The sequence below is a fragment of the Amycolatopsis sp. VC5-11 genome (assembly GCF_037034185.1).
Taxonomy (GTDB): Bacteria; Actinomycetota; Actinomycetes; order Mycobacteriales; family Pseudonocardiaceae; genus Amycolatopsis; species Amycolatopsis nivea.
In genome coordinates this window covers 330531-352345 of sequence record NZ_JBAGKF010000001.1, presented here as the reverse complement: position 1 = coordinate 352345, position 21815 = coordinate 330531, and the positions used below count along the sequence as shown (strand labels likewise).

The 21815-nt window shown below is 68.8% G+C and carries 22 protein-coding genes; 16 read left to right on the top strand and 6 right to left on the bottom strand.

Features of this window, described 5'->3' with window-relative positions; genetic code table 11:
• Nucleotides 1–72: 72 nt before the first annotated feature.
• The 9 genes from WA670_RS01815 (at nucleotide 73) to WA670_RS01775 (ending at nucleotide 10007) form a co-directional block, all read left to right on the top strand.
• A complete protein-coding gene (locus WA670_RS01815; RefSeq protein WP_336156760.1) occupies nucleotides 73–2028 on the top strand; it encodes a DUF6541 family protein in 1956 nt (651 codons plus the stop codon).
• 6 nt (nucleotides 2029–2034) lie between these two features.
• Nucleotides 2035–2790, top strand: a complete 756-nt coding sequence (locus tag WA670_RS01810; RefSeq protein ID WP_051728631.1) for a glycosyltransferase family 2 protein — start codon at nucleotides 2035–2037, stop codon at nucleotides 2788–2790.
• 11 nt (nucleotides 2791–2801) lie between these two features.
• Nucleotides 2802–3239, top strand: a complete 438-nt coding sequence (locus WA670_RS01805) for a DUF2304 domain-containing protein (protein ID WP_037808489.1) — start codon at nucleotides 2802–2804, stop codon at nucleotides 3237–3239.
• 44 nt (nucleotides 3240–3283) lie between these two features.
• Nucleotides 3284–3760 carry a uridine kinase family protein gene (locus tag WA670_RS01800; RefSeq protein WP_240691203.1) on the top strand — a complete coding sequence of 159 codons (477 nt, stop codon included), beginning with the start codon at nucleotides 3284–3286 and terminating at the stop codon, nucleotides 3758–3760.
• A gap of 425 nt (nucleotides 3761–4185) precedes the next feature.
• Nucleotides 4186–5877, top strand: coding sequence for an ABC transporter substrate-binding protein (locus WA670_RS01795; RefSeq protein WP_167753949.1), 1692 nt, complete (start codon nucleotides 4186–4188; stop codon nucleotides 5875–5877).
• An 87-nt stretch (nucleotides 5878–5964) separates the two neighbouring features.
• On the top strand, nucleotides 5965–6966 hold the full coding sequence (locus WA670_RS01790; protein WP_134727574.1) for an ABC transporter permease: 1002 nt from the start codon (nucleotides 5965–5967) through the stop codon (nucleotides 6964–6966).
• Entirely contained in the window at nucleotides 6963–7898 is a 936-nt protein-coding gene (locus WA670_RS01785) for an ABC transporter permease (RefSeq protein WP_037808484.1), read from the top strand. Before WA670_RS01790 ends, WA670_RS01785 begins: the two co-directional genes overlap by 4 nt.
• 4 nt (nucleotides 7899–7902) lie before the next feature.
• Nucleotides 7903–8898 (top strand): ABC transporter ATP-binding protein, encoded by a 996-nt coding sequence (locus WA670_RS01780; RefSeq protein ID WP_037808482.1) that lies wholly within the window; start codon nucleotides 7903–7905, stop codon nucleotides 8896–8898.
• Nucleotides 8895–10007 carry an ABC transporter ATP-binding protein gene (locus WA670_RS01775; RefSeq protein ID WP_043834533.1) on the top strand — a complete coding sequence of 371 codons (1113 nt, stop codon included), beginning with the start codon at nucleotides 8895–8897 and terminating at the stop codon, nucleotides 10005–10007. Before WA670_RS01780 ends, WA670_RS01775 begins: the two co-directional genes overlap by 4 nt.
• A gap of 68 nt (nucleotides 10008–10075) precedes the next feature.
• On the opposite strand, the gene WA670_RS01770 is transcribed toward WA670_RS01775, so the two are convergent.
• On the bottom strand, nucleotides 10076–10498 hold the full coding sequence (locus WA670_RS01770; RefSeq protein WP_336156759.1) for a YybH family protein: 423 nt from the start codon (nucleotides 10496–10498) through the stop codon (nucleotides 10076–10078).
• A 102-nt stretch (nucleotides 10499–10600) separates the two neighbouring features.
• Between WA670_RS01770 and WA670_RS01765 the strand changes: the two genes are divergently transcribed.
• The 4 genes from WA670_RS01765 (at nucleotide 10601) to WA670_RS01750 (ending at nucleotide 13749) form a co-directional block, all read left to right on the top strand.
• Nucleotides 10601–10981 carry a YciI family protein gene (locus WA670_RS01765; protein WP_037808470.1) on the top strand — a complete coding sequence of 127 codons (381 nt, stop codon included), beginning with the start codon at nucleotides 10601–10603 and terminating at the stop codon, nucleotides 10979–10981.
• On the top strand, nucleotides 10978–12174 hold the full coding sequence (locus WA670_RS01760) for an RNA polymerase sigma factor (protein ID WP_336156758.1): 1197 nt from the start codon (nucleotides 10978–10980) through the stop codon (nucleotides 12172–12174). The genes WA670_RS01765 and WA670_RS01760 overlap by 4 nt, the downstream gene beginning before the upstream one ends.
• A gap of 109 nt (nucleotides 12175–12283) precedes the next feature.
• The gene (locus WA670_RS01755; protein WP_134728537.1) at nucleotides 12284–12940 is read left to right on the top strand and encodes a DedA family protein; all 657 of its coding nucleotides are present in this window, start codon (nucleotides 12284–12286) and stop codon (nucleotides 12938–12940) included.
• Between the two features lie 212 nt (nucleotides 12941–13152).
• On the top strand, nucleotides 13153–13749 hold the full coding sequence (locus tag WA670_RS01750) for a hypothetical protein (RefSeq protein WP_336156757.1): 597 nt from the start codon (nucleotides 13153–13155) through the stop codon (nucleotides 13747–13749).
• A gap of 3 nt (nucleotides 13750–13752) precedes the next feature.
• Here WA670_RS01750 and WA670_RS01745 read toward each other — a convergent pair whose 3' ends face one another.
• A complete protein-coding gene (locus WA670_RS01745) occupies nucleotides 13753–14652 on the bottom strand; it encodes an EamA family transporter (RefSeq protein ID WP_336156756.1) in 900 nt (299 codons plus the stop codon).
• Between the two features lie 86 nt (nucleotides 14653–14738).
• Here WA670_RS01745 and WA670_RS01740 point away from each other — a divergent pair, with 86 nt between their 5' ends.
• Complete coding sequence (locus WA670_RS01740; protein WP_037808463.1) at nucleotides 14739–15644, top strand: LysR family transcriptional regulator; 906 nt, start codon at nucleotides 14739–14741, stop codon at nucleotides 15642–15644.
• Here the strand turns inward: WA670_RS01740 and WA670_RS01735 are convergent.
• On the bottom strand, nucleotides 15641–16195 hold the full coding sequence (locus tag WA670_RS01735) for a TetR/AcrR family transcriptional regulator (RefSeq protein WP_336156755.1): 555 nt from the start codon (nucleotides 16193–16195) through the stop codon (nucleotides 15641–15643). The two genes, WA670_RS01740 and WA670_RS01735, sit on opposite strands and share 4 nt — an antisense overlap.
• Before the next feature lie 64 nt (nucleotides 16196–16259).
• Between WA670_RS01735 and WA670_RS01730 the strand changes: the two genes are divergently transcribed.
• On the top strand, nucleotides 16260–17369 hold the full coding sequence (locus WA670_RS01730; RefSeq protein ID WP_336156753.1) for a serine hydrolase domain-containing protein: 1110 nt from the start codon (nucleotides 16260–16262) through the stop codon (nucleotides 17367–17369).
• On the opposite strand, the gene WA670_RS01725 is transcribed toward WA670_RS01730, so the two are convergent.
• On the bottom strand, nucleotides 17326–17886 hold the full coding sequence (locus WA670_RS01725; RefSeq protein ID WP_336156752.1) for a DedA family protein: 561 nt from the start codon (nucleotides 17884–17886) through the stop codon (nucleotides 17326–17328). The two genes, WA670_RS01730 and WA670_RS01725, sit on opposite strands and share 44 nt — an antisense overlap.
• 155 nt (nucleotides 17887–18041) lie before the next feature.
• Between WA670_RS01725 and WA670_RS01720 the strand changes: the two genes are divergently transcribed.
• Entirely contained in the window at nucleotides 18042–18959 is a 918-nt protein-coding gene (locus tag WA670_RS01720; protein WP_336156751.1) for an SDR family oxidoreductase, read from the top strand.
• Here the strand turns inward: WA670_RS01720 and WA670_RS01715 are convergent.
• Both WA670_RS01715 and leuA read right to left on the bottom strand, forming a co-directional pair.
• Complete coding sequence (locus WA670_RS01715) at nucleotides 18950–19924, bottom strand: helix-turn-helix transcriptional regulator (protein ID WP_336156750.1); 975 nt, start codon at nucleotides 19922–19924, stop codon at nucleotides 18950–18952. The two genes, WA670_RS01720 and WA670_RS01715, sit on opposite strands and share 10 nt — an antisense overlap.
• An 87-nt stretch (nucleotides 19925–20011) precedes the next feature.
• Nucleotides 20012–21796, bottom strand: coding sequence for a 2-isopropylmalate synthase (leuA, locus tag WA670_RS01710; RefSeq protein ID WP_043827063.1), 1785 nt, complete (start codon nucleotides 21794–21796; stop codon nucleotides 20012–20014).
• Nucleotides 21797–21815 lie beyond the last annotated feature (19 nt).

The following is a 21815-nucleotide window of genomic DNA, read 5'->3' as shown; positions in this document are numbered from 1 at the left end:
TGTGACTTCGCAGCCTCCGGCATCGGTGTGCGGCGAAGGCAAAATGGTGCTCACGGTTGGACCGCGAAATCGATGAACGTTCTTCTGGTGCTGCTCGCGTTCTGGGTGCCCGGGCTCGTCTTCGGGACTGCCGTCCGGCTGCGCGGATGGACGCTCGCCGCCACCGCGCCGCTGCTCACTTTCGGAGTCGTCGCGCTCGGCGTCCCGGTGCTCGGCGGCCTCGGCATCCGCTGGACGATGCTCGCGGTCGCGCTCTGGACGCTCGTGCTCGCGATCGTCGGCTTCGGGCTGGCGTTCGCCGCGCGACGGCTGCGCGCGCGCCGTCATCCGGACTGGACGGTCGAAGAACTTCCGAAGCTCCCGCTGCGCGACCACGTCGTGATGGCGGCGGGCGTCGCCGCGGGCCTCGTCGTGGGCGCGGTCGCGTTTTTGCGCGGCACCAACGGGATCAACACGGTCCAGCAGGGCTGGGACGCGCCGTTCCACGGCAACCTGATCCGCTGGATCGCCGAACACGGCGACGCCCGGCCGTCCACCGTGGGCACGATCGCGAACCTGCCCCACCAGACGAACTACTTCTACCCGGACACCTACCACGCACTGCTCTCGCTGGTCTTCGGCAAGGGCGGGCTGACCATGATGCCCACGCTGAACCTGGCCGCGCTGGCAGTGGTTTTCACCGTGCCGGTCGGCGTCGCGGCGCTGTGCCGCGTGTGGGGCATGCCGGCGCTCGGTACCGCCGCAGCCGCCGCGGTCACCACGTGGTTCAGCGCGTTCCCGTACGACTCGCTGTGGCGCGGTCCGCTGTGGCCGTACGTCGCGGGCGTCGCGCTGATCCCGGCGATGCTCGTGCTCGCGCGGTACCTGCTGAAGCCGGACGGCGCGACGGGCCCGGTCGCGCTCGGGGTCGGCGTCGCCGGACTGTGCGGGCTGCACACCAGCCTCGTGTTCGTGCTCGGCGCGTACTTCCTGCTCATCCTGCTCGCGGTGCTGCTGCGCTACGAGAAGATCGATTGGCGGCGTAGCGCTCCCACGCTGATCGCGACAGCCGGGCTGGCGATCGCGCTCGGCGTGCCGCTCGTGCTGCCGTCGCTGTACAACGCGAGCGGCGTGACGAGCGCGCACTGGCCGACGGAGGCGACCCTCGCCGGCGGCCTCGGCGAGACGCTGACGTTCTCCCCGATGTCGGAGTTCCCGCAGTGGTGGGTCGGCGTGCCCGCGTTCATCGGCATCGTGCTGATGGTGCGGCACCGGCGGATGCTGTGGCTGGTCGGCGCGTACGTCGTGTTCGGCGGGCTGTTCATGGTCTCCGTGTCGCTCGAATCGAACCTCGTGCGGTCGGTCACGAGCGTCTTCTACAACGACCACTGGCGGATCGCCGCGCTCGTGCCGCTCGCCGGTGCGGTGGCGTTCGGCGAGTTCGCGCACACCTTCGTCGCCTGGCTGGTCCGCAAAACGCAGCCACGGGTGAAGCTCAAGCCGGTCGCGCTCACCGGCGTCGCCGTGCTGCTGCTGGTTGTGGTGCTCGGCGGGCTGAGCGGGGGCGGTTACGTCGGCCGCAACGCGGTGCGGCTGGCGGCCAGGTACCAGGACGGGCCCACGGTGTCCAAAGCGGAGGAAGCCGCGTACGCCTGGCTCGCGCAGCACACGGTGCCCGGCGAACGCGTGATGAACAACAAGGCCGACGGTTCCGCGTGGATGTACGCGCTGTCCGGCGTGACGCCCGTCGAGTGGAACTTCTACGGAGCCGGCCCGGGCACGACGGCCGCGTACCTCAGCGACCAGGTCGACCAGGTCGGCACGTCGCCGCGGGTCCGCAGGGACCTCACGGACCTGCGCGTGCGCTATGTCATCCAGGGCAAGGGGCTGGCCACCGCTACCGCGATCCAGTCGGCGGGCGTCGCCCGGATCGCCGAGGGCCCGATGTTCCACGTCGTCTTCCGCAATTCCGACGCGACGATTTACGAGATCGCGGGACAGTCCGGCGTCGCGGTGGCACCCGCGCTGAGCACTTCGCACGGGGAGTGAGCGCTCATGGCTGACTTGTCCGGCACGCTCGTGCACACCCGCCGCGTGCTCATCGTGATCCCGGCCTTCAACGAGCAGGACAGCGTCTCGTCGGTGCTCGCCCAGATCAAACGGTCGCTGCCCGGCATGGACGTGCTGGTCGTCGACGACGGTTCGCTCGACCGCACCGCCGAACTCGCCCGCGAGGCGGGAGCCAGGGTGGTCCGGCTGTCGGTGAACCTCGGCGTCGGCGGCGCGATGCGCACCGGATTCCGTTACGCCGTCTCGCGCGGGTACGACACCGTGGTCCAGGTCGACGCCGACGGACAGCACGATCCGGCCGAGGTCGGCGCGTTGCTGCGGCTGCTCGACGAGGGAGCCGACCTCGCGATCGGCTCCCGGTTCGCGGGCAAGGGTTCGTACCGGGCCGTCGGTCCGCGCAAGTACGCGATGGCCGTGCTGTCGCTGGTGTTCAGCAAGCTGGCCGGGACCAGGCTCACCGACGTCACGTCCGGGTTCAAGGCGATGGGACCGCGCGCGATCCGGCTGTTCGCCGCCGGCTACCCGGCCGAATACCTCGGCGACACGGTCGAGGCGCTCATGCTGGCGATCCGGGCGAAGCTCGCGATCGCGGAAACCCCGGTCCTGATGCGGGAGCGGGCGGGCGGCACGCCGAGCCATTCGCCGGTGAAATCCGCCGTGTACCTGGGCCGCGCGGGGCTGGCGCTGCTGCTCGCCCTGGTCCGCCGCCGTCCCTCCGTCGATTCTTCCGACGCCGTGTAAGGAGGCCCTCCATGGCAGGCTGGCGGGTGCTGAGCATCGTCATCGCGTGTCTCGTGCTGTTCGTCGTCATCGAGATGATGCGGCGGCGCAAACTGCGCGAGAAGTACGCTGGCATCTGGCTCGTGGTGGCCATCGGGGTCGTGATCCTCGCCGTGGTGCCCGCGGTGGCGAACTTCGTGGCGCACCTGACGGGCGTGGAGACCCCGTCGAACTTCGTCTTCTTCCTGTCCGGAGTGGTCCTCGCGATGGTTTCGCTGCAGCTTTCGACCGAGGTCGGGCACCTGGAGGAAGAGGTACGGACCTCGGTCGAGGAGACCGCCTTGCTGCGCTGCGAACTGGAAGACACCCAGCGCGAGCTCGAAGCACGCATCGCCGAACTGGAGAAACGCACGACCGCGCCGGACACCGTGGACGGCCTGCCCGAAGCGAGGCCGGCACGCGTTCCCTGATCTCCGCGCTGCTCGCCGCCCCGCCCCGGCTCGGCGGCGTTCGGGTGCTCGCCGTCGACGGTCCGTCCGGAGCCGGGAAATCCACTCTCGCCGCCGAGACGGTCGAGGGTCTCGGTTCGCGTGCCGCATTGGTCAGCACGGACGCCTTCGCCACCTGGGACGATCCCGTCGCGTGGTGGCCGCAGCTGGAAGACGGAGTGCTGACGCCGCTGGCACAGGGCCTGCCCGGCGAGTACCGGCGGATGGACTGGACCTCTGGCACTCCGCGGCCGGGCGAGCTGGTGCGCGTCGAGGTGCCTGAGGTGCTGGTGCTGGAAGGCGTGTCGAGCGGACGCCGCGCGGTGCGGTCCCGGTTGTCGTGGCTGTGCTGGGTCGAGGGCGGCACCGAGGCTGAACGGTTGTCCAGGGCAGTCGCCCGGGACGGCGAGCCCGCACGGGCCGAACTGCGCCGCTGGCAGTTGTTCGAGCGCGGCTGGTTCGCCGTCGACGGCACCCGGGAGGCCGCCGACCAGCTGGTCTGAACAACCGGAATCCCGGCTCGACATCGGTTTGCGGCAGGCGAAATGGCTATTGCGCGGAATGCGCGAGCACGGCGGACACGAGTGCATTCGGGCCGATTCGGCGGCCTTCGCGGGCAACTCTCCAGGCCGGCCGGAGAGATTCCGGAACATCCACGGCACCCGGAACGGACAACCCGGACCGCTAGGCCAACCGGGTGAGCAAACCGCCACTCAACGTACCAAACCGGCAGTTTTCGCTACGCTGTGCACACAATTGCCGACACGTTGCGCTCAATTTGGGCCTTACGTAGCGCGATCGTAACCTCACGTGCTTAAGCGGGGGCCGAGTTCCCGCTAGTGTCACCGAACACACCGATCGCATTGGTCTTCCCGAACTGACCGCCGACGGTGCTTTCGAGACACCGAACATTCCCAAGGGGTGCCAGATGCAGCAATTGCGGCTGACCCGAACACGCCGGGCAGCTCTGATCGGGCTCGCGGGCGCGCTCGCAGTCTCGCTGTCCGCGTGCGCGGAATCGAAGCGCGACGAGTCCGGAGGCGGTGGGTCCGGGGGCACCATGGTCTTCGGCAACACCGGCAACCCGAAGATGTTCGACCCGATCTTCAACGACGAGGGCGAGACGTTCCGGATCACCCGGCAGATGCTGGACACGCTGATCCAGAACAAGCCGGGCACCGCGGACCTGGCCCCGTCGCTCGCCACGAAGTGGACGCCGAGCAACGACGGCAAGACCTGGACCTTCGACCTCAAGCAGGGCGTGAAGTTCAGCGACGGCACCGCGTTCGACGCGAAGGCCGTCTGCTTCAACTTCGATCGCTGGTACAACATGAAGGGCGCCACCGCCCAGAGCCAGATGATCTACTACGGCGACGTCTTCGAGGGCTTCAAGAACAACGAGGGCACGACCAAGGGCCAGCCGGTCTACCAGAGCTGCGAGGCGAAGGACGACCACACCGCGGTCCTGAACCTGACCCGCGCGAAGGGCGCCTTCCCGGCCGCGTTCACCCTGCCGTCGTTCGCGATCCAGAGCCCCACCGCGCTGCAGAAGTACAACGCGGACAAGGTCACCGGCTCCGGCACGTCGATCACGTATCCGGAGTACGGCTACAAGCACCCGACCGGCACCGGCCCGTTCAAGTTCGAGAGCTGGGACCAGGGCAACGGCCAGATCACCTTGGTGCGCAACGAGACCAGCACGATGCCGCAGCCTGCCAAGCTGGACAAGCTCGTGTTCAAGGTGATCCCGGACGAGAACGCCCGCAAGCAGGCGCTCAAGGCCGGCGACATCAACGGCTACGACTTCCCGGCTCCCGCCGACTACGGCCTTCTGCGCAACGACGGCGAGCAGGTGCTGATCCGCCCGTCGTTCAACGTGCTCTACCTCGGCATCAACCAGGCCGGCCCCAACGGCGCGAAGCTGCAGAACCCCAAGGTCCGCCAGGCGCTGGCCTACGGCATCAACCGCGAGCAGTTCGTGCGCTCCAAGCTGGCCGAGGGTTCCGAGGTCGCGACCGAGTTCGTGCCGAAGGCGATCTCCGGCTACACCGACGACGTGACCAAGTACCCGTACGACAAGGAAAAGGCCAAGGCGTTGCTGAAAGAAGCAGGCGCCGAGGGCATGACTCTGAAGTTCTACTACCCGACCGAGGTCACCCGGCCCTACATGCCGAACCCGGCCGACACCTACACCGCGATCTCCGAGGACCTGAAGGCCATCGGCATCAACGTGCAGCCGGTCGCCGAGTCGTGGAACGGCGGGTACAAGGACGACGTGCAGCAGAACGGCAAGCAGGACATCCACCTGCTGGGCTGGACCGGTGACTACAACGACGCGGGCAACTTCGTCGGCACCTTCTTCGGCCGCCCGAAGCCGGAGTTCGGCCTCACCGACCAGAACAACCAGGGCATCTTCAAGGCGCTCGCCGACGCGGACGCGGCGCCCTCGGGCGACGCGCACACCAAGGCGTACCAGGAAGCCAACAAGAAGATCATGGAATACCTGCCCGCCATCCCGATCGCCTACCCGACGCCGGCGATCGTGGTCGGCCCGAAGATCAAGGGCGTGGTGGCCAGCCCGCTCACCGACGAACGCTTTGACAACGTCACTGTCGGCTGACGTGCTCCACTGAGCAGCCAGGCCAAGGGCAGGTGCTACCGCGCCTGCCCTTGGCCTCGTTCCCGGGCTGTACACAAAGGACTACTCGTGCTCCGTTTTCTCGTGCGTCGGCTGCTACAAGCGATCCCGACGCTCCTCATCCTGTCCATCCTGGTGTTCGCCTGGTTGCGCTCACTTCCCGGCGGGCCCGCGTCGGCTCTCCTCGGGGACAAGGCGACACCGGAAAAACTGGCGAACCTCAACCACGTGCTCGGCCTCGACCAGCCGATTTTCGTGCAGTACTTCAAATTCCTCGGTCGCGCGGTCACCGGTGATTTCGGCAATTCGCTCGTGTCGTCCCGGCCGGTGATGTCGGAGATCGGCACATTCCTCCCGGCCACCATCGAACTGGGCATCACGGCGATGCTGATCGCGGTGCTGTTCGGCATCTCGTTCGGCTATCTCGCCGCCCGGTTCCGCGGCCAGATCGTCGACAACGTCATCATCGTGCTGACCCTGGTCGGCGTGGCGGTGCCGATCTTCTTCCTCGGCTACATGATGCAGGACCTGCTTTCCACGCCGCTCGGCTTGCCGTCGCAGGGCAGGCAGGCACCGGGCATCGACGCCACCGTCGTCACGCATTTCGCCATTCTCGACGGAATGATGACCGGCGAATGGGACGCGGTGTGGGACGCGATCAAGCACCTCATTCTTCCCGCGCTCGCGCTCGCCACGATTCCGCTCGCGGTGATCACCCGGATCACCCGCGCGTCGGTGCTCGACGTGTTCAACGAGGACTTCATCCGCACCGCGAACTCCAAGGGCCTCACCCAGCCCGTGGTCCGCCAGCGGCACGTGCTGCGCAATGCTTTGCTGCCGGTGATCACCACGATCGGCCTGCAGACCGGCGCGCTGCTCGGCGGCGCCGTGCTGACCGAGCGAGTGTTCAACTTCCGCGGCCTCGGATTCCTTCTCGCCGAAGGGATCGACAAGCGGGACTACCCGCGGCTGCAGGCGCTGCTGCTTCTCGGGGCACTGGTCTACGTGCTCGTGAACATGCTCGTGGATATTTCCTACGGGCTCATCGACCCGAGGGTGCGTGTGCGGTGAACACTCTGCTGAACAAGAAGAAAGAGCCGATCGACAAGCTCGCCGCGGCTTCGGCGGGCGGGCGCAGTCTCGGCGCCGAGGCACTGCGCCGGATGCTGCGCAGCCCGGTGGCGATCGTCGGCGGCGTGATCACCCTGCTGTTCCTGCTGCTGGCGATTTTCGCGCCGCTGCTCGCGCCGAAGGACCCACAGGTCCGGTACCTGCAGGACAAGGTCATCCTCGGCCGGGGCATCATTCCGGGCGCACAGCCCGGTTTCCCGCTCGGCGTCGACGACTTCGGCCGCGACTTCCTGTCCCGGCTGCTGATCGGCGCACAGCAGACGCTGCTGGTCGGCGTGCTCGCCACGGTGATCGGCGTGCTGCTCGGCGCGCTCATCGGCGGGCTCGCGGGCGCGTTCGGCGGCTGGGTCGACACCGTCCTCATGCGCATCGTCGACGTGCTGCTGGCGTTTCCCTCGCTGCTGCTGGCGATTTCGATCGCGGCGCTGTTCGCGAAGCCGAGCCAGTGGACGGTGATCATCGCGGTGTCGATCATCGGCGTGCCGATCTTCGCCCGGCTGCTGCGCGGTTCGATGCTCGCCCAGCGCGAGGCGGACCACGTGCTGGCGGCGACGTCGCTCGGCGTGAAGCGGACGACCGTCGTGTTCCGGCACATGCTGCCGAACTCGCTCGGCCCGGTGATCGTGCAGGCGACGCTGACCCTGGCGACCGCGATCCTGGAGGCCGCGGCACTGTCGTTCCTCGGTCTCGGCGACCCGGACCCGACCCGCGCGGAGTGGGGATTGATGCTGGGCAACGCTTCCCAGCACTTCCTCGACATCCGGCCCGAGCTGGCCTACTACCCGGCGATCGCGATCATCATCGTGGCGCTCGGGTTCACGCTGCTCGGCGAGTCCCTCCGCGAAGCCCTCGACCCGAAGAACCGGCGGTGACCCCGTGGCACTTCTCGAAGTCCGCGACCTGAAGGTCGTGTTCCAGCGCCGCGGCGAGCGTCCGTTCACCGCGGTCGACGGCGTGAGTTTCGACGTCGAACCCGGCCAGACGGTCGGGCTGGTCGGCGAGTCCGGCTGCGGCAAGTCGGTGACCTCGCTCGCGATCATGCGGCTGCTCGCCAAGCGCGGCAACACCGTCAGCGGTTCGGTGCGCTTCGAGGGCACCGATCTGCTGACCCTGTCCGACCGCGAAATGCGCGACCGGCGCGGCCGCGATCTCGGCATGGTGTTCCAGGACCCGCTGTCCTCGCTGAACCCGGTCATCCCGATCGGGCTGCAGATCACCGAGGTGCTGGAGCGCCACCGCGACATGCCGCGCAAGAAGGCGCGGATCGAAGCGGCGGAACTGCTCGACAAGGTCGGCATTCCCGACCCGACGCGGCGGCTTTCCGAGTACCCGCACCAGCTTTCCGGCGGGATGCGCCAGCGCGCGCTGATCGCGATCGCGCTGGCGTGCCGTCCTCGGCTGCTCATCGCGGACGAGCCGACCACCGCGCTCGACGTGACGATCCAGGCGCAGATCCTCGCCCTGCTGCGGGAACTGGTGCAGGACACCGGGACCGCGCTGGTGATGATCACGCACGACCTCGGCGTCGTCGCCGGGCTCTGCGACGAGGTCAACGTGCTCTACGGCGGCCGGATCGTGGAGCGCCAGGAGCGGCATTCGCTGTTCGCGCAGCCGCGGCATCCGTACACGCACGGCCTGCTGGCCTCGATCCCGCGGCTCGACGAGGGCCGCGGCGAGAAGCTGGTGCCGATCCGCGGTTCGGTGGCCGACAACATCCCGTGGGACGGCGGCTGTGCCTTCGCGCCGCGCTGCCCGAACGCGATCCAGGCCTGCCTGGAGAATTCGCCGGAGCTGGTTCCCGACCGGAACGGCTTGCTGCGCTGCCACAACCCGGTGCAACCCGCCGTGGCGGCAGGAGGAGGAACCCGATGACGGTGGCGAACACCGACGAGGTGCTGCTCGAGGTCACCGGCCTCAAGGTGCACTTCCCGATCAAACGCGGCATCGTCGTGGACCGCACGGTGGGCCACGTGTTCGCGGTCGACGGGGTTGACCTGTCGATCCGCCGCGGCGAAACCTACGGCCTGGTCGGCGAATCCGGCTGCGGCAAGTCGACGCTCGGCCGCGCGATCCTGCGGCTCAACGAACCGACCGACGGCAAGGTCGTGTTCGACGGCACCGACGTCGCCCAGCTCAAGGGCGAGCAGCTGCGCAAGGCGCGGCGGCGGATGCAGATGGTGTTCCAGGACCCGATGTCGAGCCTGGACCCGCGCCAGTCGGTCGAATCGATCCTCGTCGAGGGCATGCGCGCGCACGGCCTCGACAAGGACAAGGAATCGACCGCGAAGCGGCTGCGCGAACTGCTGAGCGCGGTCGGCCTTCCGGAGTCGTCGCTGCGGAAGTACCCGCACGAGTTCTCCGGCGGCCAGCGCCAGCGCATCGGCATCGCGCGGGCGCTGTCGGTGGAGCCGGACCTGATCGTCGCCGACGAACCGGTGTCCGCGCTGGACGTTTCGGTGCAGGCGCAGGTGGTGAACCTGCTGGAGGACCTCCAGGACGAGCTCGGTCTCACCTACGTGGTGATCGCGCACGACCTCGCGGTGGTCCGGCACATCTCCGACCGGATCGGCGTGATGTACCTCGGCGCGCTGGTCGAGGAAACGACGTCGGAGGAGCTGTACCAAAACCCGCTGCACCCGTACACGCGCGCGCTGCTGTCGGCGATCCCGGTGCCGGACCCGGTGGTGGAGGACAGCCGCGAGCAAATCCTGCTCGCCGGCGACCTCCCGTCGCCCGCCAACCCGCCGTCGGGCTGCCGCTTCCACACGCGGTGCCCGTGGAAGCAGGAAAGCCTGTGCGACACCGATCGCCCGCAATTGCGCGAGATCGGAGCCGGACACCGGGTGGCCTGCCACTACGCGGAGGACATCCGCGACGGGCGGATCCAGCCGCACAAGGTCGAGGTGGAACTGGTCGACGCCGGAGCGCTGAACCCGGACCTCGGCCCGCCGGACGTCGGTTCGGCCGCCGAGATCCTCTGACCGTCCGTGAAGGACTCCTTGAGGGAATCTGATTCCCTCAAGGAGTCCTTCACGGCTTTTCAGGGCTTTCAGGGCTGGAGGTCGACGGCAGCGCGGAACGAACCGTCCATGTGGAACGGCGTCGAGTTGTGCTCGTGCGCGATCAGCCAGCCGTTTCCGTTGCGTCGCAAGGCGAACGTGGTGCGGAACCAGAGCGTGAACGATTCGTTGTGGCCCTGCGGCGTCGCGGTCAGCTTCGTCAGCGCCGCCACCACCGCCAGATCGCCGGACACCGTGATCTCCTCGTCGTGGTACGTGTAGGAAATCGGCCCGTCGAAGGTGCTCATCCACTGCGCGACGTGCTCCGCGGAAGCGCGGGTCGTGCGCAGCGGCGGGGCGAGGTCGAATTTGACCGCCTTCTCGGTGTAGCTCGCGACGACTCGCTTCGGGTCCTTCGCGTGCATCGCGGCGGTGCGCTCGGCCAGCAGGTCGCGGATCTCGTTTTCGGACATTTTGTGGTCTCCTTTTCCCGGACTCGGTGTTCGTCCGGGACGTCGAAGCCGCGGGTCCGGCTTCGACATCTGGGGTGGAAAAACTTTTCGAGGAGGCTCCCGATGAAGTATCTGGTCCTGATCTACGGCAACCCGGCGTCGCGCGCGGCCTGGGCGGGGATGAGCGACGAGCAGAAGGCCGAGGGCCTGCGGGCCTACCAGCGGTTCCACGAGGAGCTGGCGGGCACCGGCGAGCGGATCGTGTCCGAGCGGCTGGCCGCGCCCGAGCTGACGAAGCAGGTCCGCGTGAGCACTGACGGCGTGAGCACCACCGACGGCCCGTTCGCCGAGATCAAGGAACAGCTCGCCGGGTTCTACCTGCTGGAATGCGATTCGGAGGCCCGTGCGCTGGAGATCGCCGCGCGGATCCCGGAGGCGCCGTTCGCGACGATCGAGGTGCGGCCTGTGATGGGGCTGACCGGCGACGTGGACTTCGAGCTGTGATCGACGGCCTCCTGCGCGACCTCATCCCGCAGGTCCTGACCGCGCTCGTGCGCCGCTACGGCGATTTCGGCAAATGCGAGGACGCCGTGCAGGAGGCCCTGCTCGCCGCCGCCGTGCAGTGGCCGAAGGACGGGGTCCCGGACAATCCGAAGGCCTGGCTCATCACGACCGCTTCGCGGCGGCGGATCGAGATGTGGCGCAACGAAGCCGCGCGGATCCGCCGCGAGGAGACGGTGGCCGCGCTGGAACCGCCGTCCTTCGAACTCGTGCCGCAGCAAGACGACACCCTCACCCTGCTGTTGCTCTGCTGCCATCCCGCGCTGACCCGTCCGTCGCAGGTGGCGCTCACGTTGCGTGCCGTCGGCGGCCTGACCACCGCCGAGATTGCGCGCGCGTACCTGGTTCCGGAGCCGACGATCGGTCAGCGGATCAGCCGCGCGAAACAGAAGCTGCGCGGTGCGGATTTCGCCCTGCCGCCCCGGGACGAGCTGCCGGAACGCGTCGCCGCGGTACTGCAGGTGCTGTATCTGGTGTTCACCGAGGGCCACACCGCCAGCTCCGGCAGCGAGGTGAACCGCGTCGAACTGACCGCCGAGGCCATCCGGCTCGCCCGGCAACTGCACGCGCTGCTGCCTGCTGACGGCGAGGTCGCCGGTCTGCTCGCCCTCATGCTGCTCACTGACGCCCGCCGTCCCGCCCGCACCGGCCAGGACGGCGTGCCCGTGCCGCTGGCCGAACAAGACCGTTCGCTCTGGGACGCGTCCGCGATCGCCGAAGGCAGCGCACTCATCGAACACGCGCTGGCGAACACCCCCGTCGGCCCGTACCAGCTGCAAGCCGCGATCGCCGCCGTGCACGACGAAGCCCCGACCGCCGACGACACCGAGTGGCCGCAGATCCTGATGCTGTACGACCTCCTGCGGCAGCTCGCGCCCGGCCCGATGGTCACCCTCAACCGCCTGGTCGCGCTCGCCCGCGTCGAAGGCCCCGCGGTCGCGCTGGCCGAACTGGACGCGTCCGAGCACCTGGACCACTACCGCGCCGACGTGGTCCGCGCCGATCTCCTCGAACGGTCCGGCGACGCGCAAGGCGCCCGCGACTGCTACCTCCGGGCCGCCCAGCGCACCTTGAGCCTGCCGGAACGCGAGTACTTCGAATCGCGCGCTTTGCGTGTTATGTCGGAAAAACCCTGAAAAACCCCTGCCTGAAGACGGACCCCACCCCCGACTCCAGGCGGACGCGAGAACGCTCGTCAGCTGGGTACTCTGCGGAGACCAGGCACGAATCACAAGGGGGTTGGCAGTGAACATCGACCACGTGCTGGAGGCGATCCCTCCGCTCTCGGTCTACCTGTTGGTGGGCTTGGTGGTGATGGTCGAAAGCCTGGGCATCCCGCTGCCGGGGGAGATCGTGCTGGTGAGCGCTGCGCTGCTGGCGTCGTCGCACAGCGGGCTGAACCCGCTGTGGATCGGCGTGCTGGCGTCGGCGGGCGCGATCATCGGCGACAGCATCGGGTACCTGATCGGCAAGAAGGGCGGCAAACGGCTCTTCGCCTGGGCCGGCCGGAAGTTCCCGAAACATTTCGGCCCCGACCACATCGCGAGCGCCGAAAAGATGTTCCACAAACGCGGCATGTGGGCCGTGTTCTTCGGCCGGTTCGTCGCGGTGCTGCGCATCCTGGCCGGCCCGCTCGCCGGGTCGCTGAACATGCACTACCCGCGCTTCCTGATCGCGAACGCACTGGGCGGCATCGTCTGGGCGGGCGGGACGACGGCGCTCATCTACTACCTCGGCGTGGTCGCCGACAAGTGGCTGAAGGGCTTCCAGTGGGCAGGCCTCGGCGCGGCGCTGGTGATCGGCATCGTGGTGACGCTGGTGCTGAAGAAGCGCATGGCCCGCCACGCGGCGGGATCGGCCTCGTCCGCGTCGTCGGAGGAGAAGAACGACGCGGTCGCCTGAACCGGCTGACGGGATTCCCCCGGCAGGTCTTCGGACGTGCCGGGGGTTTTCTGTTCCCCGGCCCGGAAATAAGCGATGCCCCGAGCGGCATGCGAAAGCAGAGGCGACCCGGGGCGTACTGCGCCATACTAGCACATCCCCTCCGCCCGAGAGGGGCAAGAAACGGGGAGGGGCAGCTGATGCCGGGGGAGCCGGGGTGGATCAGGGAAGGTTTGTCGACCCCGAGGTTCGCGCCGTATCTCGCGAAGGCGGAAGGCGATCTCGCTCGGGCTTGTGCGTTGTACTGGTGGAACGTAGAGGTTTCCGCGGCGTTCTACCCGTCGCTGCATTGCCTGGAGCTCGCGCTGCGGAACGGCCTGCACCGCACGCTGGCGATGGCGTTCGACCGGGAAGACTGGTGGCAGGTCGCCCCGCTGCGCCCCGACGGCGTCGGCAAGCTGGCAGAGGCCCGGCGCAAGCTGACCGTGCGCGGACGGCCGCAGACGCCCGATGACCTCGTGGCCAACCTGTCGCTCGGGTTCTGGGTGTCCACGCTCAGCAGTGCCTACGACCGGACGCTGTGGGTCCCGCACCTGCACCGCACGTTCGCCTTCTACCGCGGCAAACGGCGTGATCTGCACACGGATTTGCGCACCGTTCTGCTGTTCCGCAACCGGATCATGCATCACGAGCCGATTCATCACCGGCATCTGTGGAAGGACCACGAGACGATCCTGCGGGTGCTCGGCTATCTGGTCCCGGAGCTGGCCGGCGAGCTGAAGGCGTACGACCGGGTGCCCGAACTGGTGCGGCAGCGTCCCAGCCGGTGACCCTTACACCGGCAGCAGTTCCTCCGGTGTGACCGCGGGCTTCTTCCGCAGCGAGCCCAGCAAAACCCCGCCGATCACCACCGCTGCGGCGACCAGGGTCAGTACCGTCGGCACCTCGCCGAGGATGAAGAACGACGCCGTCAACCCGACCACCGGCACGAGCAGCGAGAACGGCGCGACCACGCCCGCCGGGTTGCGGCGCATCAGCGTGGTCCAGATGCCGGAGCCCACGACCGTCCCGAAGATGACGACGTACGCCAGGCCCGCGATGCCGATCAGGCCGGTCTTGGTGCCGAGCGTCGCCAGCGAGTGCCACGCCGCGGCCGGGCCTTCGAAGATGCTCGACAGCGCCAGCATCGGCAGCGGCGGCACCACCGACATCCACAGCGTCAGGTGCAGCGGGTTGTCCGGCTCCGCGCGGCGCATGCTCAGGTTGCCGATCGCCCAGCTCAGCGCGGCCAGCAGGGTCAGCAGCACCGGCACCAGCGCGGCGTGGGCGGACTGCTGCCAGGCGATCGCGGTCATGCCCGCCACCGCGAGCAGGATCCCGGCCAGCTGCCGTCCGGAGACGCGTTCCCGCAGCAGCACCGCGCCCAGCAGCACGGTGAACGGCGCGGACGCCTGCAGCACCAGCGACGCCAGCCCAGTCGGCATGCCCAGGTGCATCGCGACGAACAGGAACGCGAACTGTCCGGTGCCGAACCCGAGCCCGTAGCCGAGGAGGTAGCGCAGCTTCACGCGCGGCCGCGGCACCAGGACCATCGTCGGAATCGCGATCAGCAGAAACCGCAGCGCGCCCGCGAACATCGGCGGGAATTGGCCGAGTGTGGCGTGGATCGCAATGAAATTCAGACCCCACAAGACGGCGACGAACACAGCGAGCAGACGGTCCCGGATGGCCATGCCGCCACTCTGCCTAGGCAAACCTTGAAGCACCAGCGAGAAAAACTGCACCGACTGTGTAGCGCTGCTTCACATACACTGCGCGGATGGACTTGGGCAGGCTCCGGACGCTGCGCGAATTCGCCGATCGGGGCAGCGTCACCGCCGCCGCTCGAGCGTTGCACTGCACCCCGTCGGCGATATCCCAGCAGTTGCGCGCGTTGCAGGCGGAGGTCGGCATCGCCCTCACCGAACCGGCCGGCCGCGGGCTGCGGCTCACCGACGCGGGCCGCGCGCTGGTAGCCCGCGCCGACGACGTGCTGGCCGCGCTGGACCGGGCCGAAGCGGAACTGGCCACCTACCGCAGCGCCCCGCGCGGACGGGTGCGGATCGCGATCTTTCAGTCCGCGGGCCTGATGCTCCTGCCCGGTCTGCTGCGCCGCATCGACCAGTACGAAAACCTCGACGTCGACGTCCGCGACGTCGACATGGTCCCGCCGCAGGTCCCGGGCCTGGTCGCCGACTACGACGTCGTCGTCGCCCACCGAGACGAGCACGCGCCCGAATTCGACACCGAACGCCTCGACGTCGTCCCGCTGCTGCGCGAACCGCTGGACGTCGCACTGCCCGCCGATCACCGGCTCGCCCGCCGCCGCCGGGTCGAACTCGCCGATCTCGCCGACGAACGCTGGATCTCGGTGGACCACGGCTTCCCGGTCGACGACGTCCTGCGCTCGCTGACCGTGCGCACCGGCGTGCGGCCGCAGATCGTCCAGCGCATCAACGATTTCCGCATCACCGAACGGCTTGTCGCGGCCGGACACGGGATCGCGTTGATGCCTAGGTACACAATGGACACTCGACGCGGCAGTGGATTGGTCGGCCGTCCGCTGGCGGGAATCCGGGCGGCGCGGTTGGTGGAAGTGGTGTGCCGTACCGGTGCGGTGAACCGTCCGGCGGTCGCGACTGTGATCGATGAGTTGCGTGCCGAGGTCGCCGCGTTGACGACCTAACCGGGTTCCCGGGCAGGAAGCCCACGCAGCAACGTGTCGAGAAACAGCTCAAACCGCGGCGCGTCCGGCCCGAGATCGAGCGGGTTTTCCCGTACGGCGAGCCAGCTGACCGTGCACGTGATGAAGATGTACCAGCTCTGCTCGGCCAGTTCCGGCGACACCCCGGCGTTGGTGAACGCGGCGACCACCTGCGAGCGCAGCCTGCCGAACGAATCCGCGTTGTGCCGGTGCGGCCGGGACAACCGGGTCGCGTAACCGGGCACCGCGAGGAACTGGTCGTGCATCGCCCACGCGACCTGGGCGAGCCACGGCCGCCAAGACCGGCGTGGCGGTCCTTCCTCGGGAAGTACCCGCTCCAGCACCACCTCGCTGATCAGATCGAACAGCGCGTCCCGGGTGGCGACCCAGCGGTAGAGCGCGCCATGCGTCACGCCCAGCCGCGTCGCCAGCTCGCGCATGGTCAAGGTGTCGAGGTTTCCCGTGGACAACGCCGCGTCGACGATCCGCTCGCGATCGAGCTGCGCGGGGCGGCCGGGCCGCGGTCGGGTCATAGCTGCGGACTCTACCGAGACAGAGTTAGTGACCAATGGTTACAAACAGGAGTACGGTCGTGGCATGGAAAACATCGAGGGCACCGTGCGGCCCGGTTTCGAACAGGTGCGGGACACGTTCGCGGCGGTTGCCGACGGAGCTGCCCAGCTGGTGGCGTATCACCGCGGCGAGCGAGTAGTCGACTTGTGGACCGGCGTCGACGGGGACTGCCTGCTTGGCGCTTACTCCGCGACGAAAGGCGCGGCGCATCTGGTCGTCGCGCTGCTGGTCCAGGACGGGGTGCTGGACCTTGACCAGCGGGTGCGCCACTACTGGCCGGAGTTCTCGGCCGACGTCACGCTCAGGGAACTCCTGGCGCACCGAGCCGGACTGGTCGGCGCCGACGAAGGATTCTCCCGCGCGGAACTCGCGGACGACCGGATCGTCGCGGAACGCCTGGCCCGCCAGCGCCCGTTCTGGCGACCGGGAACCGCGTTCGGCTACCACGCGCTGGTCATCGGCGCGCTCAGCGGCGAGGTCGTGCTGCGGGCGACCGGCCGCACCATTCAGGAACACTTCGCCGCACGGATCCGCGATCCGTACGCAGTGGACTTCTACCTCGGCCTCCCCGCCGAACTGGAACCGCGATTCGCCAGTGCGGAGCCGATGATCCTGACCCCCGAGCGGCAGATCGCCCCGCCCGCCGCCAACAGCCTGAACGGGATCGCGTTCAACCGGCACCATCCGGACGGCCCGGAGGTCTGGGAACTGCCGAATCTCCCGGAGGTCCGGCGGCTCGGCCCGGCCTCGTTCGGCGGCGTCGCCTCGGCCCGTGGGTTGGCCCGGATGTACGCCGCCGCGATCAGTCCGCTGGACGGCGAACCGCCGCTGCTGAAGCCGGAAACCGCCGCCGAGTTCGCGCAAATCCAGTCCACCGGCGACGACGTGGTGTTGCATCAGCACAAGGCGTTCGGCGTCGGATTCCACGCCACCAGCGAGTACTACCCCGAGTTGGGCCAGGGCAGCTTCGGACACAGCGGCGCGGGTGGCCAGCAGGCGTTCGCCGACCCGCGCAATGGCGTCGCGTACGGCTACACCCGCCGCCGGATCCCGTTCCCCGCCGCGGCCGCGCCGGAGAACGAACCGCTGATCAAGGCGCTGTACTCGGCGCTGCGTGCCGTCGAATCCCGATAGTGATCGCCGAGCCCAGCAGCACCGCGATGGTCAGCGACAGCGCGAGGCTCAGGCCCGGCTCGGCGACCAGTTGCCCGCCGGCGTAGCCGAGGAACGCGACGTACGACGTCCACAGCAGCACGCCGACCGCGGACGCGGTCAGGAACTCGGTGAACCGCCATCGCAACGAGCCGGCCAGCAGCGCGCCGATCGTGCCGCCGGAAGGCAGCCATCGCGCGACCACCAGAACCGGTCGCGGATGCCGTTGCAAGCGTCCGTCGAGCCAGGTCAGCCCGGCGGCCAGTTTGCGCCGACGGCCCAGCCGGGCCAGTACGCGAGCCCCGCCGAACCGCCCGAGTGCGTACAACGCCTGGTCGGACAGCAGGCAGCCGAAGCTGGCGACTGCGATCACGACGGCAAGCGAGGTCCCGTGCTGCGCGGCTGCCACGCCCATGCCGAGCAGAGTCACCTCGGTGGGCAACACCGGCACCAGCGAGACGACGAACAGCACCACCAGCCCAGCCGTCGTAGCGTCCATATCTCCATTAACCGCTTCGTCGACGCCGATGAGTCCCAATCACCGGCTCTTCACAGCAAGGCACAGCCAGGACACAGATTTCCGGAACCCGGACAGAGGATGTCAGGGTTCGCGCGCACGCTGGTGGTTCACCGAGAGAGAAGAGGACGAACGGAATGAGCGGGGAACTGGCGGGCAAGGTCGCGCTCGTGGCGGGCGGCACGCGCGGGGCGAGCCGGGCGATCGCGGTCGAGCTGGGCCGGGCCGGGGCGTACGTGTACGTCACCGGCCGCACGACGCGGGCCGGACGGTCCGAAGTGGACCGTCCGGAGACCATCGAGGACACTCTGGAGCGGATCGAAGCCGCGGGCGGCAAGGGAACCGCGCTGCGGGTCGACCACCTGGTGAGCGACGAGGTCGCCGCGCTCGCCAAGCGGATCGACGCCGAGCACGGCGGCCTCGACATCCTGGTCGACGGCATCTGGGGCGGCGACCGTTACCTGGAATGGGGCAAACCGGTCTGGGAGCACTCGCTGGACGCCAGCCTGCGGATGATGCGGCTGTCTCTCGACGCCCACCTGATCACCAGCCACCACCTGTTTCCGCTGGTCATCCGGCGTCCGGGCGGGCTGGTGATCGAACTGACCGACGGCACCGCCGAGTACAACCAGAAGTACCGCGAGGGCACGTCGCTGCCGTACTACCTGGCGAAGGCGGCGATCAACGTCTTGGCGGTCGGCGAGGCGGCTGAACTCAAAAAGCACGAGTGCACCGCGATCGCGTTCACGCCGGGGTGGCTGCGTTCGGAGGCGATGCTGGAGATTTTCGAGGTCACCGAGGAAAACTGGCGCGACGCGACCGCCCGTGAGCCGCACTTCGTGATCTCGGAATCGCCGACCTTCTCCGGCCGCACGGTCGTCGCGCTCGCCGCCGACGCGGACCGGCACCGGTGGACCGGACAGACCGTTTCCAGCGGTCAGCTGGCGAAGGTCTACGAGATCGACGACGTGGACGGCAGCCGTCCGGACGCGTGGCGGTACATCGAGGAGGTGCAGGAACCCGGAAAGCCCGCCGACGCCAGCGGCTACCGCTGATCCTTGTTGCGCTCAGCCAGCGCTTGACCGAATTCCGCGACCGCGGCGCGGATCTCCGGCGGGGTGAGCACCTCGACGCCGGGGCCGAGGGAAACCAGCTGTCCGACGGCGACTTCCTTGCCCTCCATGGCGAACTCGGCCTCGGCCCACCCGTCGGCGTCCTTCGGGCCGAGCGACACCAGTACCTCGTTCACGTGCTCGGGCCCGAAAACCCGCCGCAACGCCCCCGCCGCGGACCGGTCGAGCCGAGCCGTCACCTTCAACGGCAGCGGCATCTTCTCGAACTCCGCCGACGACGCGCGCCACCAGTCAGCGAGCGAGAATTCCTCCGGCCGGGCAAAGGTTTCCCCGGTTTCGGCGACCGCCGTCAGCCGGGAGACGCGATACGTCCGCAGGTCGGCGTCGACGCGCGCCACCAGGTACCAAACCCCGGCTTTGAGCACGAGCCCCAGCGGATCGAGCGTCCGCCGGGTGACCTTGTCGCGCCGCCGGTACCGCACGTCGAGCCGCTGCTGCGTCCACACCGCCTTCGCGACCGCGGGCAGCGCGCCCGTGTCGTCCGGAGAGGTGAACCAGGCCGAGGCGTCGAGATGAAACCGCCCGGCGACCGTCCGGGCCTGTTCCTGCAGCTGCTTCGGCATGCTCGCGGACACTTTCGCGTGCGCCGCGGCCACGGCGGTGCCGAGACCGAGCCCGGCCAGCGCGTCCGGCACGTCGAGGGCCAACAGCGCCACGGCCTCCCGCGAGGTGAGGCCGTCGAGCCGCGAACGCCAGCCATCGACGAGCCGGATGCCGCCGTGCCGCCCGGGTTCGCTCCAGAGCGGCACGCCGGCTTCGCGCAACGCGGCGAGATCCCGCCGCAGCGTCCGCTCGGTCACGCCCAGCTCGCCGGCCAGCTCCCCGACGGTGCCCGCGCGTTTGCGGTGCAGCGTGAAGAGAAGCGCGACCAGGCGCTCGGCTCGCATCCTCGTCTCCCTCGCCCAGAACCGCCCCAATGCCGCATTGGGTGCATGTGACGCACCCAATGTGGCATGGGGACGATCAGGTTCGGGTCAGCGGTTGGCCCGGTTGACCGCGCTGACCACGGCACGCAGCGAGGCGGTGACGATCGACGGGTCGACGCCGATGCCCCAGAACACGCGGTCGGAGATCGCGCATTCGATGTAGGACGCGGCGCGCGAGTCGTCGCCAGGGCTCAGCGTGTGCTCGCTGTAGTCCAGGAGCCGCAGGTCGTAGCCCACAGTGGACAGTGCGTCGAAGAACGCGGCGATCGGCCCGTTGCCGCGGCCGGTGATCTCGTGCTCGTCGCCCTCGACCTTCACCGTGGCCTCGAGGTCGTACTCGCCGCCGCCGTTGTCGGTGACCCGCTGCTTGATCAGCTCCAGCGGGGTCTTCGACTCCAGGTACTCGGCCGAGAACGCGCGCCACATGGTGGCCGGGTCGACCTCGCCGCCCTCGGTGTCGGTGTAGGCCTGGATGACCTTCGAGAACTCCATCTGCAGCCGGCGCGGCAGGTCCAGCTGGTGCTCGGCCTTCATGATGTAGGCGACGCCGCCCTTGCCGGACTGCGAGTTCACCCGGATCACGGCCTCGTAGGTGCGGCCGACGTCCTTCGGGTCGATCGGCAGGTACGGGACCTCCCACGGGTGCTCGTCGACCGGGACGCCCTTCTTGTCGGCGGCGTCCTTCATCGCGTCGAGGCCCTTGTTGATCGCGTCCTGGTGGCTGCCGGAGAAGGCGGTGAACACCAGGTCGCCGCCCCACGGGGAGCGTTCCGGGACCGGCAGCTGGTTGCAGTACTCGACGGTCCGCTTGATCTCGTCCATGTCGGAGAAGTCGATCTGCGGGTCGATGCCCTGGCTGTAGAGGTTCATGCCCAGCGCGACCAGGTCGACGTTGCCGGTGCGCTCGCCGTTGCCGAACAGGCAGCCCTCGATCCGGTCCGCGCCGGCCTGGTAGCCCAGTTCGGCGGCGGCGATGCCGGTGCCGCGGTCGTTGTGCGGGTGCAGCGACAGGATCACCGAATCGCGGCGTTCCAGGTTGCGGCTCATCCACTCGATCGAGTCGGCGTAGACGTTCGGCGTCGCCATCTCGACGGTCGCCGGCAGGTTCAGGATCACCGGCTTCTCCGGCGTCGGCTGCCAGATCTCGGTGACGGCGTTGCACACCTCGAGCGCGTAAGACAGCTCGGTGCCGGTGTAGGACTCGGGCGAGTACTGGAAGCGGAAGTCGGTGTCCGGCTGCTTCGCCGCCAGCTCGACGACCATTTCGGCGGCCTGCGTCGCGATCTTCTTGATGCCCTCGCGCTCCTCGCGGAACACGACGCGGCGCTGCAGGATCGACGTCGAGTTGTAAATGTGGACGATCGCTCGCGGCGCGCCCTCGAGCGCCTGGAAGGTGCGCTCGATCAGCTCGGGGCGGCACTGGGTCAGCACCTGGATGTGCACGTCGTCCGGGATCGCGCCCTCTTCGATGATCTCGCGGACGAAGTCGAAGTCGGTCTGCGACGCGGCCGGGAAGCCGACCTCGATCTCCTTGTAGCCCATGCGGACCAGCAGGTCGAAGAACTTGCGCTTGCGCGCGGGCGACATCGGGTCGATCAGCGCCTGGTTGCCGTCGCGCAGGTCGACGGCACACCACAGCGGCGCGCGGTCGATGCGCTTGTCCGGCCAGGTGCGGTCGGGTACGTCGATGTTCTCGACGACGTCGTACCAGGGGCGGTAACGGTGGACCGGCATGGACGTGCCGCGCTGCGGGTTCCACGAGGGCTGTCCGGCGGGCGCGGGACGAGAGGGCGTGCGCAGACGGGAGTTAGTGGTGCGGGGGTCGGTGCTCATCGCGGGAAATTCTCCTGAA

What these genes read in the sequence shown, in the direction of transcription:
- WA670_RS01815 (WP_336156760.1), top strand. Translation starts at nt 73, where the DNA reads ATGAACGTTCTTCTGGTGCTGCTCGCGTTCTGGGTGCCCGGGCTCGTC.
- WA670_RS01810 (WP_051728631.1), top strand. Translation starts at nt 2,035, where the DNA reads ATGGCTGACTTGTCCGGCACGCTCGTGCACACCCGCCGCGTGCTCATC.
- WA670_RS01805 (WP_037808489.1), top strand. Translation starts at nt 2,802, where the DNA reads ATGGCAGGCTGGCGGGTGCTGAGCATCGTCATCGCGTGTCTCGTGCTG.
- WA670_RS01795 (WP_167753949.1), top strand. Translation starts at nt 4,186, where the DNA reads ATGCAGCAATTGCGGCTGACCCGAACACGCCGGGCAGCTCTGATCGGG.
- WA670_RS01775 (WP_043834533.1), top strand. Translation starts at nt 8,895, where the DNA reads ATGACGGTGGCGAACACCGACGAGGTGCTGCTCGAGGTCACCGGCCTC.
- WA670_RS01770 (WP_336156759.1), bottom strand. Translation starts at nt 10,498, where the DNA reads ATGTCCGAAAACGAGATCCGCGACCTGCTGGCCGAGCGCACCGCCGCG.
- WA670_RS01765 (WP_037808470.1), top strand. Translation starts at nt 10,601, where the DNA reads ATGAAGTATCTGGTCCTGATCTACGGCAACCCGGCGTCGCGCGCGGCC.
- WA670_RS01745 (WP_336156756.1), bottom strand. Translation starts at nt 14,652, where the DNA reads ATGGCCATCCGGGACCGTCTGCTCGCTGTGTTCGTCGCCGTCTTGTGG.
- WA670_RS01740 (WP_037808463.1), top strand. Translation starts at nt 14,739, where the DNA reads ATGGACTTGGGCAGGCTCCGGACGCTGCGCGAATTCGCCGATCGGGGC.
- WA670_RS01735 (WP_336156755.1), bottom strand. Translation starts at nt 16,195, where the DNA reads ATGACCCGACCGCGGCCCGGCCGCCCCGCGCAGCTCGATCGCGAGCGG.
- WA670_RS01730 (WP_336156753.1), top strand. Translation starts at nt 16,260, where the DNA reads ATGGAAAACATCGAGGGCACCGTGCGGCCCGGTTTCGAACAGGTGCGG.
- WA670_RS01725 (WP_336156752.1), bottom strand. Translation starts at nt 17,886, where the DNA reads ATGGACGCTACGACGGCTGGGCTGGTGGTGCTGTTCGTCGTCTCGCTG.
- WA670_RS01720 (WP_336156751.1), top strand. Translation starts at nt 18,042, where the DNA reads ATGAGCGGGGAACTGGCGGGCAAGGTCGCGCTCGTGGCGGGCGGCACG.
- WA670_RS01715 (WP_336156750.1), bottom strand. Translation starts at nt 19,924, where the DNA reads ATGCGAGCCGAGCGCCTGGTCGCGCTTCTCTTCACGCTGCACCGCAAA.
- leuA (WP_043827063.1), bottom strand. Translation starts at nt 21,796, where the DNA reads ATGAGCACCGACCCCCGCACCACTAACTCCCGTCTGCGCACGCCCTCT.